Origin of the sequence: Bacillus sp. RE35 (assembly GCF_052146655.1) — a bacterium.
GTDB lineage: Bacteria > Bacillota > Bacilli > Bacillales > Bacillaceae_G > Bacillus_A > Bacillus_A cereus.
In genome coordinates this window covers 3302973-3318488 of sequence record NZ_CP197377.1, presented here as the reverse complement: position 1 = coordinate 3318488, position 15516 = coordinate 3302973, and the positions used below count along the sequence as shown (strand labels likewise).

Here is a 15516-nt window from a genome sequence, read left to right as displayed (position 1 = left end):
ATGCTGAAATTGTGTATTGTTATGACATATGTCATAGTGGAAGAAGAAAATTTTGATTACAATGGGGATGAGTTGTAAAGGTGGGGAACTATGAAGAAAGTATGTAATTCTATTAAATTAGCAGAGTATATGAAGAAAAATAATATTGATTCATTTTTTAGTCATGATATGAAGCCATATATGGAACTTATATTTTTTAAAAAGAATGAGTTTATTTGTAGAGAAAATGAAGAGATAGATTATTTATTTTTCTTCGTTGAAGGAAAAGCGAAAGCGTTTAATACATTAAGTAACGGGAAATCTGTATTATTATGCTTTTATGATAGCTTGCAGCTGTTAGGAGATGTGGAGTTAATTCATTCTCAAAAGACAACTTCAAACGTACAAGTGATGGCAGATTCATATTGTGTTGGTTTGCCTTTAGGGAAAGTGAGAAATCAACTATTTAATGATGCGAAATTTTTACGATGTATTTGCGGATCGTTAGCGCATAAGTTAAATCGGCTTTCAAAAAATAGTACAATTAATTTACTATATCCTCTTGAAAATAGACTTGCGAGTTACATGTTAGCAGCAGGAGAACGGGCAGTACAGCACGGAAATAGAATTGTATTTAGTGGGAATTTAACGGAAACAGCGGAATTGTTAGGAACGAGCTATCGGCATTTGTTGCGCACATTAAATGTTTTTTGTGATAAAGAGATAATAAAGAAGAATGATGGTTGTTTTGAAGTAGTAAACGTGGAAGTTTTGAGAGAATTGGCAGCAGATGTTTATAAATAGGAGGAGAGTATAAATGATAACACCTATATTTAGAATTTTTGATATTGAAAAAGCAAAACTATTTTACTTAGGTTTTTTAGGATTTAAACTGGATTGGGAACATCGGTATGAGGAAAATATGCCATTATATTTGCAAATTTCGTTACAGGATGCTGTGATACATTTATCAGAACATCATGGTGATGCCTCACCAGGTGGTGCGATTCGGATCAAAATAGATGATGTAAAGGATTATCATTCTGTAGTATTAAGTAAAGAATATGCTTATTCGAAGCCGAATATAGAAAAAACACCTTGGGGTACAATTGAATTAACTGTAATTGATCCGTTTTCAAATAGAATTACACTATACGAGGAAAAATTGTAGAAATGGAATGAAGAGTAGTTCATAGAGCAGTGAACTGCTCTTTTTTATTTTGAGTAGATATTGAATTATATAAAAATAAAATGTTATGATTATGGAAACGTATGAATATATGAACAAGTATTCATACGTTTAAGAGAAGGAGGGATTAGAGTGAAAGACCTAATTATTATTGGAGCGGGTCAAGCTGGATTAACAATGGGATATTACTTGAAGCAAGAAGGGTATAATTTTTTATTACTTGAGGCAGGAAAACGAGTTGGTGATTCATGGAGAAATCGATATGATTCTTTGCAGCTTTTTACCCCAAGGTCTTACAGTAGCTTGCCGGGTATGGCGTTAATAGGTGAAAAAAATGAATTTCCATATAAAGATGAAATTGCAACTTATTTAGAAGAATATGCAAGACATTTTCAATTACCGGTACAATTACAAACGGAAGTTCTAAAAATAAAGAAAGAAAAAGAAATATTTGAATTACATACTCCTACAGAAATTTTACAAACGAAAAAAGTTATTATCGCATCAGGTGCTTTTCAGCAGCCGTTTATTCCCTCAGTTTCAGCAAATCTATCATCACATATTTTTCAAATACATTCATCACAATATAAATCACCATCACAAATTCCTAAGGGAAAAGTAGTAGTAGTAGGTGGTGGGAATTCAGGAATGCAAATTGCAGTAGAACTGGCAAAGACTCATGAAGTTATGGTGTCTATTAGTCATCCTTTAACGTTTTTACCGTTACAAATTTTTGGAAAAAGTATTTTTAATCTGCTAGAAAAAGTGGGTTTATTGTACGCTGAAATAAATACAAAGAGGGGAAGATGGTTTCAGAAGAGAAAGGACCCTATTTTCGGTTTTGAAGGTAAGAAACTTATTCGTAATGGAGCAATCAAACTGCAAGAAAAAGTAGTAAGTGCATCAGGAAATAACATTATGTTTCAGAATGGTGATACTTATAGTGCAGAAAGCATTATATGGTCAACTGGTTTTGTTCAAAATTATAATTGGATTGAAATTGAACAGGCAGTGAATGAGAAAGGATTTCCTAATCATATAAAGGGAATCAGTCCAGTAAAAGGATTGTATTATATCGGTTTACCATGGCAATCTCAAAGGGGTTCCGCACTTATTTGTGGTGTAGGAAAGGATGCAGAGTATGTACTTTCTGAAATCAAAAAAATAGATCAGTAGCAATAACTACTGATCATCCATATGTACATGAATTAGGAGAGGTCAAACATTTATTAACTTTATTATAATAGATTTTCATAGAATTAAAAACTGAAAATTCAAATTTAATGTTGAGAAAGTTTTTTGTATCGAAATATATGAAAAAATAGGGATTTTTATTAAAACAGAAAAAGATATTTCTATTTTAGTAAATTATGATATAGTCTAAATAAGCGTGTTTTTCCATAAATGTAATTATTTTCATTGTAATTTTGTTTATATGAGGGAAGGAGAAGTAATTATGAAGTTTGATGATCAACGCTTACTAGGAGTCCGATTAGGTTCTGTACTTGTGACAGAGGAAAATCAATATTTAGTAATTAAGAAAAAAGATCATTATGCACTGTTAAATATACATAATTTAGAATGCACTCATGTTGAAGTGCAGTTAGAACATTTGGAAGAAATGTTGCGGGAAGATTTCCAAGAAAGTATAACGGAGATTATCGCACCAGAACATATAAAAATTGTTGCGAAAAATGTTATATAGATAAAGAAGCTGGAAGGAACAGCTTCTTTATTTTCATTATAAGGATAACGTTTTTACAACCTCACCAATGAAGTGTTTTCTTTTTTAGTTAGTTTGAAGTGAACTTTTGAAAAAATTTGTCTCGGTACATGTACATAACCCATGAGATTGTTATTAAAGAAAGGATGATTTGTTTGTTTTTAATTGGTGCATTGAAAACAAGCCAACCAACTATATCGAATAACAAATGTAGCACGATTGAAAGAACTACAAATTGAAGTAACGTATTTAAAAATCTTTTCATAAAGTGTCCCCCTAAAATAATAGGTTTTATTAACAGTTTGATATAGTGATATTATACATTAAATGTTTATTATGGTAAAATTTACATAAGTTAGTGGAATAAAGAAAATGAAAGTTAGTAAGGGGGAACATTCATGGAATTCTGGATGGTTATACTGATAGTAGCTGTTGGTTTCATTTATATCGCTGAAAAATTAACTACAATTGAAAAGAAAAATGATGCGCGTTTAAAGAGAATTGAAGATAGATTACAATTAATTACGAAAGAAATGGGAATTATAGAAAGAGAACCTGAAATTAATAAAGAACTACGCCAGCTTGTAGAAGAAGGCAAAAAAATTACAGCAGTTAAGAGAGTAAGAGAAGCTTTTGGTTTTTCCTTACTAGAAGCGAAGCAATATGTTGATAAATTATAAAAAAGATCATCCATTTGGGTGATCTTTTTTACTGCACCATGCGTGTATTTACATAAGCCGCGATTATAAAGTGTCCAATTAGAGTGATAGGAATAACGATTGTGACATTAGGCGTAGTGAAGACACTACCGATTGTCGCAATGACACCAGCAATTAAATTATAAAGACCTACTATTTTTGATAGTTTCACTTTATCAGGCACGCGGCGTTCGTTGAATCCTGATAAGAGCCAAGTGTACTGCTTTACTCCGATGAAATAAGCTAGTGCAAATGAAATGATTGCTACTATAAATAATGTTGGTGAAGCGAAGAGAGTCATTGCAAACACCTCCGTTAATGGGCTATAAATAAATTATAGTCCGAATGTTATAATTTAACAAAATATAATTTTGGTTTTAAGTGTAATAGAAAAATGGAGTATTGATAATGAGGGGAGATTAAGTATGAATATTGTGGAGTTTCAGAGGTATGTATCAAATTTCAGTAAAGAAAAAGGATTTCAAGATACAACAATTGAAGAGCGTACGATATATACGATGGCGGAATTAGGTGAATTAGCGGAAGTCATATTAAAGCGTGATACAATACAAGATGCGAAAAGAGAAATCGGTTTAGAAATGTTTGATGTAATTTGGAATGTATGTGATTTAGCAAATAAATTAAATATTGATTTAGAGAAGGCGTTTAAAGAAAAAATGAAAATTAATAAAAAGCGTGAATGGTAAGTAGAATTTTAATTTGTAAAGATGGGTGATATGAATGAAAAAGAAGCTTTTTATAGGAGGAACCTTTACTTTAATTAGTGTAATAAGTGTTGTCGTTTACTTAGTTTTTCAAGGCATATTCATTCCGAATCAAATAAGTGCTGATAAGTATGAAATAAAAGGTGTAGATGTCGCATCGTATCAAGGGGATATAGATTGGAGAGAGTTAAAAAAGCAAAATATGAAGTTTGCGTTTATAAAGGCGACTGAAGGAAGTTCGTTTGTGGATGAGTACTTTTCGAAAAATTGGAGGAATGCGAATAAGACAGATATACGCATCGGAGCGTATCATTTTTTTAGTTTCGATAGTAAGGGCGAAACACAAGCAGAGCAATTTATACGAACTGTTCCAAAATATAAACAAGCACTGCCACCCGTGATTGATGTTGAGTTTTACGCTAACAAAAAAGATAATCCGCCTAAGCGTGAAGATGTTACGAAAGAGTTGGCGGTCATGATTGAAATGCTAGAAAAACATTACGATAAGAAAGTAATATTGTATGCAACGCAAGAGGCATATGATTTATATATAAAGGATGCGTATCCAAAATGTGATATATGGATTCGTAGTGTTTTTACAAAACCGAGTTTATCTGATGAGAGAAAATGGACGTTTTGGCAATACACGAACCGCGGGAGATTAAGCGGTTATAATGGAAAAGAAAAGCATATTGATTTGAATGTATTTTATGGGAATGAGGAAGAGTTTGAGAGTTATGGAATGAAAGATTAAGTTTTAAAGCGTACAAAATTTTGTACGCTTTTTTGTTAATTACATAAAAGTATGCAAATGAAGATGGAACAAACATTTGAGATGAATTGTCTAATATAGGTAATAACTATTTAGCTTGAAAGAAAGGGTTGATAACATGAAAAAGAATACGTTGTTAAAAGTAGGATTATGTGTAAGTTTACTAGGAACAACTCAATTTGTTAGCACGATTTCTTCTGTACAAGCATCACAAAAGGTAGAGAAAACAGTAATAAAAAATGAGACGGGAACCATTTCAATATCTCAGTTAAACAAGAATGTATGGGTTCATACGGAGTTAGGTTATTTTAATGGAGAAGCAGTTCCTTCGAACGGTCTAGTTCTTAATACTGCTAAAGGACTAGTGCTTGTTGATTCTTCTTGGGATAACAAATTAACGAAGGAACTAATAGAAATGGTAGAAAAGAAATTTCAGAAGCGCATAACGGATGTCATTATTACACATGCGCACGCTGATCGAATTGGCGGAATAAAAACGTTGAAAGAAAGAGGAATTAAAGCGCATAGTACAGCATTAACCGCAGAACTAGCAAAGAACAGTGGATATGAAGAGCCGCTTGGAGATTTACAAATAATTACGAGTTTGAAGTTTGGCAATACAAAAGTAGAAACGTTCTATCCAGGGAAAGGACATACAGAAGATAATATTGTTGTTTGGTTGCCACAATATCAAATTTTAGCTGGAGGCTGTTTAGTAAAATCTGCGGAAGCTAAAGATTTAGGAAATGTTGCGCATGCGTATGTAAATGAATGGTCTACATCGATTGAGAATGTGCTGAAGCGATATGGAAATATAAATTCGGTAGTACCTGGTCATGGAGAAGTAGGAGACAAGGGATTACTTTTACATACATTGGATTTATTAAAATAAGAAATTGTAGAAATACAAAAGAAAGGAGAAATAATTTTCTCCTTTCTTTCTTCTAACTATATTTAAATGCTGAATCTGTCGATTACGTCAGCATATATTACTGAGATTTTAATTCCAAGTATACAAATACTAGTACTGTCATAATTGCAATAACAACGTAAGTAGCATCAAGCATTATAAGTGTTTTTAAAGTTTCAGTCATCGTAATTCACCCCTGTTATAAAAATATAACATGATCTTTTTATTGATTAGATTAGAGATCATAAAGATAAAATGTATATGAAATTTCTTAAGTAGCTTCTATATAAATATATCATATAAATAATGTAAGTAATGTTAAGATAGTGTAAATGTATTGTAAATAAAGAGGTTTACAATGAAGGCTTTAATAAAAAAATGATAGTTCCTTAAAATAAAAAATACGCTATTTTCATATGAGATGAATTGCAATTATTTGTATAAGGGATTCAAAAAAATTTTTTGTTGTATATATTTCTCCAAATTAATTATTTAGCTATTTAAAAGTATCGAAAGATGTGTGCACACTAATGTATATTTTTTGGATGTCAATAAAAGTATTATGTCAACAATATGAACTGTCACAAATCTTTATATATTATTGTGATTGATATCACATCACTTTTTTTCAATGGGTATTATGCTTAAGGTGTAATGAATGATTGGGAGAGGGTGGGATGATATGTTTTGTTATCAATGTGAACAAACGCCAACAGGCGGATGTAAAGTAATGGGTGTTTGTGGCAAGAATGAAACGATTGCGAGTCTACAAGATACGATTGTGTTTGGGCTAAAAGGAATTGCAGCTTATCGCACACATGCTGCTCAGCTAGGGTATACGGATGGATTTGTAGATGCTACAACACAAGAAGCTTTATATATGACATTAACAAATTCTAATTTTAACGAACAAGAGCATATTGATATGGCTATGAAAGTGGGGAAATCAGCTTTACGGGTGATGGAATTATTAGATGAGGCACATACGAATCATTTTGGTGTGCCAGAACCTGTACAAATTACACAAAATCGTGTAGAAGGTAAAGCAATTGTAGTTACGGGCCATAATTTATTTGCATTAGAAGAACTATTAAAGCAAACAGAAGGAAAAGACATTAATATTTATACGCATTCTGAAATGCTACCAGCACACGGATACCCGCAACTGAAAAAATATAAACATTTAAAAGGAAACATCGGTAAGGCATGGTATGATCAAAGACGCCTTTTTGAAAAATTTACTGGTGCCATATTAGCTACAACGAACTGTGTTATGCCAATTAAAGGATTATACTCTGATCGATTCTTTTCATATGACATTGCAGGTTTAGAGGGTGTACAAAAAATTGAAAATGATGATTTTACACCATTGATTCAAAAAGCACTAGAACTTTCAGAAGTACATATGGAGTCGGATGAACAGTTAGTAACAGGGTTTCATCATAATACAGTATTATCATTAGCTCCGGAAATTATTAATGCAGTAAAAGAGGGGAAGATAAAGCGTTTCTTTGTTATTGCCGGTTGTGATGCACCGGGAAAAGGTGGAGAATATTATCGTGAATTAGCAACGTCACTTCCGCCAGAAACAGTTATTTTAACAACTTCTTGCGGGAAATTCCGCTTTAATGATGTGGATTACGGTGTTGTACCTGGTACCGAGATTCCGCGCTACATCGACTTAGGACAATGTAATAATTCCATTTCTACAGTGAAAATAGCAGCTGCATTAGCTGATGCTTTCCAATGTGAAGTGAATGAATTGCCAGTAAGTATTGTGCTATCATGGTTTGAACAAAAAGCGGTTGCCATTTTACTCGGGCTATTTAGTCTTGGAATTCAAGATATTCGCATCGGTCCAAAGGCTCCTGAATTTATTTCACCTGGCGTGCTTGATGTATTACAAGAAACATTTGGTTTAAAACTAATTACAAATGCAGCAGAAGATATGGCTATGATGTTATCGTAATAAAAAATGATCTGTCTTATTAATAAGAAGAGCTAGCCATATTCATTAACTTTGGTATAGTATAGCGCCCCAAAATAAAAATGTAGAATTTTTGTTTTGGGGTATTTTCTTTTCTTAGTGGGATAGGTATGGGGCAAAATAAAAAAAGAAAATAGGCTGTATCGAATAGGTAATAGTTGATTTTAGAAAAAATATAAAAATCGAGTTGACATCCATCACTACTTAGTCATACAATGTACTTGTAATAAGCAATACTGAGTAGTGTTGCTTCTCAAAATATTTTCAGTAGACAATAGGTAATAGCGGATTTTAGAAAAAATTTGAAAATCAGTTGACATCTATCACTACTTAGTCATACAATGTAGGTGTAATAAGTGATACTGAATAGTGTGAATTCAAAAAAACTACTCAGTAAAAAATTCGCCTTAGTACTCTGTGATACTGAATATAAGTCAGACAGAATAGGGGGTAAAGGAGGATCAGGACATGGAAAATTTAACTGAAATGCTGAAAGGTTCACTGGAAGGGTGTGTACTGGAAATCATTAGTCGCCGTGAAACGTATGGCTATGAGATTACCCGCCACCTGAATGATCTTGGGTTTACCGAAGTTGTGGAAGGTACGGTGTATACCATCCTCGTACGATTAGAGAAGAAAAAGCTTGTGAATATTGAAAAGAAACCATCAGATATGGGACCGCCTCGTAAGTTTTATTCATTAAATGAAGAAGGCCGCCAGGAGCTTGAATTGTTTTGGAAAAAATGGGATTTTGTATCGTCAAAAATTAACGTCTTGAAGTCAAAATAGGTTCATAAGATAAAATGTTCCGGCCGATATTTTGAGAATTTCTTGTTCGGTTTTATAAAAAAGGAGGAAAATAAGATGTTAGAAATGTTCAAAAAGTTAATTGGTGATAAAAAAGAGTACAAAATGATGATGGCACGAGTTGAGGCTCTGCCAGAGGACTACCAATTTGTATTTAAGAAAATTCAAAACTACATGTGGAATTTTTCAGCGGGTAACGGGATGGATATGTTACACATACAGTATGAATTAATCGATTTGTTCGAAGCGGGTGCAGCGGAAGGAAGACAAGTGCTTGACATTACTGGGGATGACGTGGCTTCCTTTGCTGACGAACTAGTGGCAAATGCTAAAACTTACGTCTCCAAGTATCGTGAAGATTTGAATGAAAGTATTATGAAGAAATTGAGAAAAAAATAAATGGAATAATTAGTACCGACTGATTAGCTGGTTACACATATGAATTGCCATCATAGCTATTCAGTTATATTTTTAACTCGGTACTAAGTAATACAGAATATCGGTGATACTAAATAGATAGAGGTAAATAAATAGTCTTCGCAAAACATTTTTATAGGGAGGAAAAAAGTATGAGTCATGCAGCGATTTCTGTAAAAGGCTTGAAAAAATCCTTTAAAGACAAGGAAGTTTTAAAAGGGGTAGATTTTGAGGTGCAGCGTGGAGAAATTTTCGCGCTGCTAGGCTCAAATGGAGCGGGAAAGACGACAACGGTCAACATCCTTTCGACACTAATGAAGCAAGATAGCGGTGAAGTAAGTATTTGTGGATTTGATGTACAGAGTCAATCAGATCATGTTCGTCAAAGTATCAGTTTGACAGGGCAGTTCGCAGCTTTAGACGGTATGCTGACTGGGAGGGAAAACTTGATAATGATCGCCAAATTACGTGGTGTTTCCAATCCCGCTCAAGTTGCTGACAATCTACTTGCAAGATTTAGTCTGACTGATGCGGCAAACCAAAGGGCAGATCAGTATTCAGGCGGGATGAAGCGCCGGCTTGATATCGCGATGAGTTTGATTGGGGCGCCAGCAGTTATTTTTCTTGACGAACCAACGACTGGACTTGATCCTGAAGCGCGAATCGAAGTGTGGGATACAGTCAAGGAACTTGCTGGTAGCGGTACAACTATTTTGCTTACGACTCAGTACTTGGAGGAAGCAGAACAACTGGCAGACCGTATCGCTATTTTGCATGGCGGAAAAATTATTACGACAGGTACTCTTGCTGAACTAAAAGAGATGTTCCCGCCAGCAAAAGTGGAGTATATCGAGAAGCAACCGACATTGGAAGAAATATTCCTTGCGATCATTGGCAAAAAGGAGGAGATGTAAATGAAAAGTAAAACAGGTGTATTACTAGGTCGTTTAATGCGTAACATTATGCGCAGTCCGGATACAATTATTACAGTAGCGATTACACCGATTATGATGATGCTATTATTTGTCTACGTGTTTGGCGGCGCAATAAAAACTGGAACGGAAAACTACGTTAATTATTTATTGCCGGGAATTTTGCTAATGGCTATCGCATCCGGTGTAGCTTACACTTCCGTGCGACTCTTTATGGATGTAAAGAGTGGGCTGATGGCACGTTTCATTACGATGCCTATTAAGCGCTCATCGATATTGTGGGCTCACGTTCTAACCTCTCTGGTTGCTAATGTACTTACTATCGTGGTGGTTATTCTTGTTGCACTCTTAATGGGTTTCCGTTCCAGTGCTAATATTCTAGATTGGCTCGCGGTAGCTGAGATACTTGGGATGTTTACGCTGGCGCTAACATGGCTAGCTATCATTCCAGGATTGAAAGCGAGGTCTATGGAAGGGGCGACTGCTTACTCGTACCCGCTAGTTTTTCTTCCATTTATTAGTTCGGCCTTTGTGCCTACCGAAACGATGCCAAAAATTGTTCGTGCGTTTGCAGAGAATCAGCCTGTAACTTCAATCGTGAATGCGATTCGTGCTCTTTTATATGAAGGAACTGTTGGAAACGATATTTGGATTGCGCTCGCTTGGTGCGTAGGTATAATGATTATTTCTTACTTTTTCGCCAGTAAAGCATTTAAACGTCAGTTAGGGTAAGAAACGAGATAAACGAAACCTTCAGGAATAATATATATTTAGAAAAGCACGGGAGATTTTCCGTGCTTTTATTATTTATCATGCTCTCATTGTAGTAAATGAAATGGTATTTAAAAATAGAATAATTGTCCATAAAGCTTAATATTTGAGGCTCACTGCTTATGGAATGTATAAGCACACTCGTTTTTGTAAATCTGCTAATACTTCATCGGGAATTTCTTTGATTTTAATATCCTTCCCTAGAAAAAGCAGCCAATTTATTATTTCCGTCATTTCATCGGGATTGTTAACATTGATAAAAGTTTGTAAAATGGCTGTGGATTGGTAAGGATTAGTATAAGATATTGAAATTTTTAAAGGATGGTATTTTTTGAACTGGGCAATTGCTGTCGGACCAAGTTCAAATACAAGGTTAATTGCTTCGTCCTTCTTACTTAGTTTTTCTAAAATCTTTTTCTTATTTAGCCTTTTGTTCGTCGTGTATGGTTCGATATTAATGAGATCATCGACAGGAAACATCATCTTCTTTTCTTTTTTTAAGTCAAACCCTTCAATGATCCAATGGCTTTTTTCTTGATAAAGGTGCAATAGATAAATTGGATAAGACTTGATTTCTTCATCTTCTTTCATAGTAATCAATAAATGGTTATCCAAAAGAAGGATTTGAATGAGTTTTTCTAACATAGGATGGGGGAGATCAGAAAGCTCAAGTAGATCGGGATTATGAGGGTTAGTCCCTTGGAAAAGCAAGAGTTGATTTAAAAGAACGAGATCATCTTGCTGGGTTTCTGAGATGAGTCCTAGTAGTTTTTCGGCTAAAGATTGACGACTCTTTAGGTAGGGAAGTTGTTGATTCCTTGTAGCCATAAAGGCAATAAAAAGAGCTTTCACTTCATTATCAGTAAAGCGAACAACGGGCAGGATAGAGTTGTGCATAACAAAATATCCCCCGGTCCTCCCAACTTCAGCGACAAGTGGCATTCCCATAGCTTCAATTTCTCTAATGTCTCTAATAGCTGTCGACCGTGATATGTTAAATTCTTGTATAATTTCAGAAATTGTAAAGTGAGAGCGGTTGTTGATATACCGCATAATTGTATTAATCCGTTCAACTTTTTTCATTTTAGTCTCCTAAACAGTATCATTTTTTGACATGGTTTAAAGGTATTATAAACGTATCAGATGAAAAGATAAATCGTTTGATTAATAAAAAAAGAGGCAGGTTTTGAATATGAAAAATTATTCTATAGAAGAAAAAGATAGCTTTATTGTGTTAGGTATTGGAACTGAAATTAAGAGTGAATACACAGACTTTGCTGGAATAAATAAAGAAAAGGAAGACTTTTGGTCGGCTGTTAAAGAAGATGGAAGGCTGGACACTTTAAAAGCTTTAGCTACAAATGAATACATTTTTTCCGTGAGCGAAGCGGTGAATAACAAAATGATGTATTATGCGGGTGTCATGACAGAAGCACAAATAGAAGAAGAATCTAGAGTGATTCAGTTTCCGAGGGGAGAATACTTAGTAGTGAAAGGGGAAGACAAAACGGCTAAAGAGCTAAGTAATAAGCTTACTGGCATCGCCTTCGGTCAAGCTTTACCAGAAGCAAAGGATTTTGCCTACGTTGGTGGACCGAATACAACGGTTGAGATGGGACAGAGAAATGGCTTAGTATTTGGTGAAATGTGGATTCCGGTTGTTAGGAAGTAAAGTGATAAAAGGTGCGAATATAGAAAGTAGAGGCTAACGATCTTGTATTGTTGGCCTTTTTGAAATGAATATAATATTCATATACTGCTACACAGTATGTTCTGATGAAATGGAATAAAAGGGAATTGCTGTAAGGTGGTGGCAGATTGAATAAAAAAAGATTATTTGAGCTATTCATAGTAACGTTTGTTTTTCTATTCCTTCATGTAAGTACATTTACTAATGAAAAATTTAACGATAAATTGGGATCTTTTACTTACATTGTTTTATTTCTTATGCTTACTATCAACGCTATATTTATAGAAAGGTATTTTGGTGATATACAAAAGTGGATTCGAAATATTACATGTTGCTTTGCTTTATTTGTAGTGGTTTTAGTAGCTCTATGGATAGGTTATTTTTAGTCCTTACTTAAGAGAATGAGAAATATGTGATTACACTACATTTGATCCGATACTATTACTTAGCTGCATCGGTTTATATTAATCTTTTCTCTCCTCAATCATGATAAAATGTACAATAGGAAATTTTATGTAAGATAAAGAAGGAAGGTTTATGGTGAGCCTGAGTACTTTGCTAGCTTTTGCGCTTGTTTTACTTAGTATGGTTTGTTCACCTAGGCCTATTTTGATTTATCTTATTTCTCGTTCCATTACACAGGGGCGTATGACAGGATTTATTTTTTTATTAAGCATCATGCTTGAATTTGTAATTCATATAAATGAAGCAACTTTAGTATTCACTCAAAAATCCATTGTCTATGAAACAACTAGATTTGTAAACGGCTTTAATAGAAAGATGTCTATTGTATTTTTTGCGGCAAGATTAAATAGCTTTTTTGTTACTTTACAATAAAGTATACTTAATATCAGTAATTCATGTAATTAGGGGTGGTTTCTATATTTAGAGAAAATACAAAAAGGATACTTCTGTCATTAGTAACAAATCCAATACTAATAATTGTATACGGAATTTTTTGTTATGAGTTGGCTTTATACTGTAAGTACGGAAGAATGAATTATAATATTTACATTTTGTTATTATGTATAGTACTTTTTATATCCATAACTACATTTACTACAATGCGGGTGATAAAAAATAGAGAATATGAATCTAAAAAATTAACAAATTCAATAGCATGGAGATCCATTTCTATTATCATTATTGTTGCAATTACATCATTTTATGGGATGCAGATTTATAAAAGTGCAATAAATTACAATGGTAAATTGGCATGGTTTATAGAAAAGTTAAAACATGAAAGGTCAGTTAAACTTAAACATAATAATATATATAAGTCTGGAGTAGAAGGTATTTTTGAAGATATAAATAAAAAATATCCTTTGCCAAAGAAATTGTATATGGCAACTGATTTTGATCTTACATTTCATTCAGATGGAACAATCACAGCGTTTGATACATTTGTTTATGGGAAAAATGATGATGGGAAAGAAGAAACTTATTTAATCTCTTATAATAAGAAGAAGTCAGAAGATATTACTATAATACGAGACGGATACGCAAAGCCTGATTATAATGATGATAAATTAGTAGAACCTTTAATTGAAACGGTTAAGGCGATTCCAGTTAAGCAAACGGTTAGAAAATGGAATGAAAGTAAGTATGGGTTGATTTATTATGGAAAAAGAAATTGGGGATCCAATACAGAGGGAATTATTAATATTACTGAGGATGGTAAGGGACAGAGTCTTAAAAAAGCAGCTTCTGATATCATTGGATATACTGTATCTATATTTGTCCCTGGAAAAGAGCAAGAGCTAGTCCCTGCTAGATATAATTTAATAAGTGACGCAAGTTGGAGTAAATCAAAGACGCCTCCAAAAGAAGATATGCTTAAAGAGAAGAAACAACAAGATTTAAAGAATGAAAAAGAACAGTTTTTCCTATCGAAAGAAGTTGGTTATAAACTAAATATGACAGATAAAGCATTAGGGAGCGCCTTTTATTCATTAAGCAAGACTAGTGATGAAGGGAAAACATGGGAGGTTATCAATCCAGACCCATTTAATGGGGGGATTGGTAGTGTATCAGGAATCACTTTTATAAATGATAAACTTGGGTTTTTAGGAGCAATTAGGCCTTCTGGTAATGAAGGAGAGTTATATCGCACAGATGATGGGGGAGTATCTTTTAAAAAGGTAGAATATCCGCCGCATGAAGTGAAATTAGATCATACACAGTCCACAATAAGTCCTTTTGATTCACCTAGTATGCCATATGAGAAAGATGGGGTTTTTAATATGTTAGTTGGACAAGGGGCAGATGGAGACTACAATGGCGATAGTAGTGCACTTTATCAATCAAAAGATAACGGAGAGACATGGGAATTTGTAGAAGAAGTGAAAAAGAAATAATCAGAATTTTTTTTGAAAAATAAGGTAACTACTTAGCTATACATTTCATTTAGAAGTTTGGTAAGGAGTATAATTCCAGCCATGAAGATAAAAATGGACCTATACCTCGCTGCCTTTCTTTCTTTGTTTTATTTCTTATGCTTACTATCAACGCTATATATAGAAAGGTATTTTGGTGATATACAAAAGTGGATTCGAAATATTACATGTTGCTTTGCTTTATTCGTAGTAGTTTTAGTAGCTCTACGGATAGGTTACTTTTGAATCCAAAGATTGCTATTTTGTATGTATCACTTCTACCTCAATTTGAAGATCCAGAGAAGGGATCGTTGCTTTTTCAAGGTGCAGTTTTGGGGCTTACGCAAATCACTGTTAGCTTTATAGTTAACCTTGTAATTGTATGTACAGCAAGTAGAATTGCAAAATGGTTTGGCACACGCCCGACGTGGCTACGAGTACAGCGTTGGCTTATGGCAAGTGTTTTAACGGGGCTTGCTGTACGTCTTGCTTTTGAACGTCGACAGTAAGAGCCTCTTTACCGTCAGTTTCTATAATATAA

At 33.9% G+C, this 15516-nt stretch carries 19 protein-coding genes and 3 pseudogenes; 19 read left to right on the top strand and 3 right to left on the bottom strand.

The window, feature by feature from the left end:
• The first annotated feature begins 90 nt into the window (after positions 1–90).
• The 4 genes from yeiL (at position 91) to ACTL4X_RS17070 (ending at position 2873) form a co-directional block, all read left to right on the top strand.
• Positions 91–783 carry a transcriptional regulator YeiL gene (yeiL, locus tag ACTL4X_RS17085; protein ID WP_075678090.1) on the top strand — a complete coding sequence of 231 codons (693 nt, stop codon included), beginning with the start codon at positions 91–93 and terminating at the stop codon, positions 781–783.
• A 13-nt stretch (positions 784–796) separates the two neighbouring features.
• Entirely contained in the window at positions 797–1150 is a 354-nt protein-coding gene (locus tag ACTL4X_RS17080; protein WP_000632406.1) for a glyoxalase superfamily protein, read from the top strand.
• Positions 1151–1300: 150 nt separating this feature from the next.
• Positions 1301–2344 carry a flavin-containing monooxygenase gene (locus ACTL4X_RS17075; RefSeq protein ID WP_086401984.1) on the top strand — a complete coding sequence of 348 codons (1044 nt, stop codon included), beginning with the start codon at positions 1301–1303 and terminating at the stop codon, positions 2342–2344.
• Positions 2345–2624: 280 nt separating this feature from the next.
• Positions 2625–2873 carry a hypothetical protein gene (locus ACTL4X_RS17070; RefSeq protein WP_000666948.1) on the top strand — a complete coding sequence of 83 codons (249 nt, stop codon included), beginning with the start codon at positions 2625–2627 and terminating at the stop codon, positions 2871–2873.
• Positions 2874–2961: 88 nt separating this feature from the next.
• On the opposite strand, the gene ACTL4X_RS17065 is transcribed toward ACTL4X_RS17070, so the two are convergent.
• On the bottom strand, positions 2962–3156 hold the full coding sequence (locus ACTL4X_RS17065) for a hypothetical protein (RefSeq protein WP_086401985.1): 195 nt from the start codon (positions 3154–3156) through the stop codon (positions 2962–2964).
• Positions 3157–3289: 133 nt separating this feature from the next.
• On the opposite strand from ACTL4X_RS17065, the gene ACTL4X_RS17060 reads away from it, so the two are divergent.
• Positions 3290–3571, top strand: coding sequence for a hypothetical protein (locus ACTL4X_RS17060; protein ID WP_000397724.1), 282 nt, complete (start codon positions 3290–3292; stop codon positions 3569–3571).
• Positions 3572–3599: 28 nt separating this feature from the next.
• On the opposite strand, the gene ACTL4X_RS17055 is transcribed toward ACTL4X_RS17060, so the two are convergent.
• A complete protein-coding gene (locus tag ACTL4X_RS17055; protein WP_000171773.1) occupies positions 3600–3890 on the bottom strand; it encodes a DUF3784 domain-containing protein in 291 nt (96 codons plus the stop codon).
• Between the two features lie 124 nt (positions 3891–4014).
• Here ACTL4X_RS17055 and ACTL4X_RS17050 point away from each other — a divergent pair, with 124 nt between their 5' ends.
• The 8 genes from ACTL4X_RS17050 to ACTL4X_RS17015 all read left to right on the top strand — a co-directional run bounded on the left by ACTL4X_RS17050 (position 4015) and on the right by ACTL4X_RS17015 (position 10871).
• On the top strand, positions 4015–4296 hold the full coding sequence (locus ACTL4X_RS17050) for a MazG nucleotide pyrophosphohydrolase domain-containing protein (RefSeq protein ID WP_001028132.1): 282 nt from the start codon (positions 4015–4017) through the stop codon (positions 4294–4296).
• A 34-nt stretch (positions 4297–4330) separates the two neighbouring features.
• Positions 4331–5068: a glycoside hydrolase family 25 protein gene (locus ACTL4X_RS17045; RefSeq protein ID WP_078188015.1), complete on the top strand. Its 738-nt coding sequence runs from the start codon at positions 4331–4333 to the stop codon at positions 5066–5068.
• Between the two features lie 136 nt (positions 5069–5204).
• Positions 5205–5978 (top strand): BcII family subclass B1 metallo-beta-lactamase, encoded by a 774-nt coding sequence (gene bla2, locus ACTL4X_RS17040; protein ID WP_086401986.1) that lies wholly within the window; start codon positions 5205–5207, stop codon positions 5976–5978.
• 700 nt (positions 5979–6678) lie between these two features.
• Positions 6679–7965, top strand: a complete 1287-nt coding sequence (hcp, locus tag ACTL4X_RS17035; protein ID WP_033687511.1) for a hydroxylamine reductase — start codon at positions 6679–6681, stop codon at positions 7963–7965.
• Positions 7966–8451: 486 nt separating this feature from the next.
• Positions 8452–8772 carry a PadR family transcriptional regulator gene (locus tag ACTL4X_RS17030; RefSeq protein ID WP_000429488.1) on the top strand — a complete coding sequence of 107 codons (321 nt, stop codon included), beginning with the start codon at positions 8452–8454 and terminating at the stop codon, positions 8770–8772.
• A 75-nt stretch (positions 8773–8847) separates the two neighbouring features.
• Positions 8848–9189 (top strand): DUF1048 domain-containing protein, encoded by a 342-nt coding sequence (locus tag ACTL4X_RS17025; protein ID WP_000891986.1) that lies wholly within the window; start codon positions 8848–8850, stop codon positions 9187–9189.
• Between the two features lie 170 nt (positions 9190–9359).
• On the top strand, positions 9360–10121 hold the full coding sequence (locus ACTL4X_RS17020) for an ABC transporter ATP-binding protein (RefSeq protein ID WP_000017473.1): 762 nt from the start codon (positions 9360–9362) through the stop codon (positions 10119–10121).
• On the top strand, positions 10122–10871 hold the full coding sequence (locus tag ACTL4X_RS17015) for an ABC transporter permease (RefSeq protein WP_151639580.1): 750 nt from the start codon (positions 10122–10124) through the stop codon (positions 10869–10871).
• 159 nt (positions 10872–11030) lie between these two features.
• On the opposite strand, the gene ACTL4X_RS17010 is transcribed toward ACTL4X_RS17015, so the two are convergent.
• Entirely contained in the window at positions 11031–11993 is a 963-nt protein-coding gene (locus ACTL4X_RS17010; protein WP_063225552.1) for a helix-turn-helix transcriptional regulator, read from the bottom strand.
• Between the two features lie 109 nt (positions 11994–12102).
• On the opposite strand from ACTL4X_RS17010, the gene ACTL4X_RS17005 reads away from it, so the two are divergent.
• The 6 genes and pseudogenes from ACTL4X_RS17005 to ACTL4X_RS16980 form a co-directional block, all read left to right on the top strand.
• A complete protein-coding gene (locus ACTL4X_RS17005) occupies positions 12103–12582 on the top strand; it encodes a GyrI-like domain-containing protein (RefSeq protein ID WP_002041563.1) in 480 nt (159 codons plus the stop codon).
• Between the two features lie 146 nt (positions 12583–12728).
• Positions 12729–12986, top strand: a complete 258-nt coding sequence (locus ACTL4X_RS17000) for a DUF3963 domain-containing protein (protein ID WP_001036214.1) — start codon at positions 12729–12731, stop codon at positions 12984–12986.
• 151 nt (positions 12987–13137) lie between these two features.
• A pseudogene (locus ACTL4X_RS16995) lies at positions 13138–13303 on the top strand (LysE family translocator); the annotation flags it as partial.
• A gap of 169 nt (positions 13304–13472) precedes the next feature.
• Positions 13473–14957 carry a WD40/YVTN/BNR-like repeat-containing protein gene (locus ACTL4X_RS16990; RefSeq protein ID WP_074048016.1) on the top strand — a complete coding sequence of 495 codons (1485 nt, stop codon included), beginning with the start codon at positions 13473–13475 and terminating at the stop codon, positions 14955–14957.
• 122 nt (positions 14958–15079) lie between these two features.
• Positions 15080–15221: pseudogene (locus tag ACTL4X_RS16985) on the top strand (DUF3963 domain-containing protein); the annotation flags it as partial.
• Positions 15215–15484, top strand: a pseudogene (locus ACTL4X_RS16980) (LysE family translocator); the annotation flags it as partial. The pseudogenes ACTL4X_RS16985 and ACTL4X_RS16980, both read left to right, overlap by 7 nt.
• Positions 15485–15516: the final 32 nt, after the last annotated feature.

Excerpts from the sequence above, each read along its gene's own strand:
- yeiL (WP_075678090.1), top strand. The coding sequence starts at position 91 with ATGAAGAAAGTATGTAATTCTATTAAATTAGCAGAGTATATGAAGAAA.
- ACTL4X_RS17080 (WP_000632406.1), top strand. The coding sequence starts at position 797 with ATGATAACACCTATATTTAGAATTTTTGATATTGAAAAAGCAAAACTA.
- ACTL4X_RS17070 (WP_000666948.1), top strand. The coding sequence starts at position 2,625 with ATGAAGTTTGATGATCAACGCTTACTAGGAGTCCGATTAGGTTCTGTA.
- ACTL4X_RS17065 (WP_086401985.1), bottom strand. The coding sequence starts at position 3,156 with ATGAAAAGATTTTTAAATACGTTACTTCAATTTGTAGTTCTTTCAATC.
- ACTL4X_RS17060 (WP_000397724.1), top strand. The coding sequence starts at position 3,290 with ATGGAATTCTGGATGGTTATACTGATAGTAGCTGTTGGTTTCATTTAT.
- ACTL4X_RS17055 (WP_000171773.1), bottom strand. The coding sequence starts at position 3,890 with ATGACTCTCTTCGCTTCACCAACATTATTTATAGTAGCAATCATTTCA.
- ACTL4X_RS17050 (WP_001028132.1), top strand. The coding sequence starts at position 4,015 with ATGAATATTGTGGAGTTTCAGAGGTATGTATCAAATTTCAGTAAAGAA.
- ACTL4X_RS17045 (WP_078188015.1), top strand. The coding sequence starts at position 4,331 with ATGAAAAAGAAGCTTTTTATAGGAGGAACCTTTACTTTAATTAGTGTA.
- bla2 (WP_086401986.1), top strand. The coding sequence starts at position 5,205 with ATGAAAAAGAATACGTTGTTAAAAGTAGGATTATGTGTAAGTTTACTA.
- hcp (WP_033687511.1), top strand. The coding sequence starts at position 6,679 with ATGTTTTGTTATCAATGTGAACAAACGCCAACAGGCGGATGTAAAGTA.
- ACTL4X_RS17030 (WP_000429488.1), top strand. The coding sequence starts at position 8,452 with ATGGAAAATTTAACTGAAATGCTGAAAGGTTCACTGGAAGGGTGTGTA.
- ACTL4X_RS17025 (WP_000891986.1), top strand. The coding sequence starts at position 8,848 with ATGTTAGAAATGTTCAAAAAGTTAATTGGTGATAAAAAAGAGTACAAA.
- ACTL4X_RS17020 (WP_000017473.1), top strand. The coding sequence starts at position 9,360 with ATGAGTCATGCAGCGATTTCTGTAAAAGGCTTGAAAAAATCCTTTAAA.
- ACTL4X_RS17015 (WP_151639580.1), top strand. The coding sequence starts at position 10,122 with ATGAAAAGTAAAACAGGTGTATTACTAGGTCGTTTAATGCGTAACATT.
- ACTL4X_RS17010 (WP_063225552.1), bottom strand. The coding sequence starts at position 11,993 with ATGAAAAAAGTTGAACGGATTAATACAATTATGCGGTATATCAACAAC.
- ACTL4X_RS17005 (WP_002041563.1), top strand. The coding sequence starts at position 12,103 with ATGAAAAATTATTCTATAGAAGAAAAAGATAGCTTTATTGTGTTAGGT.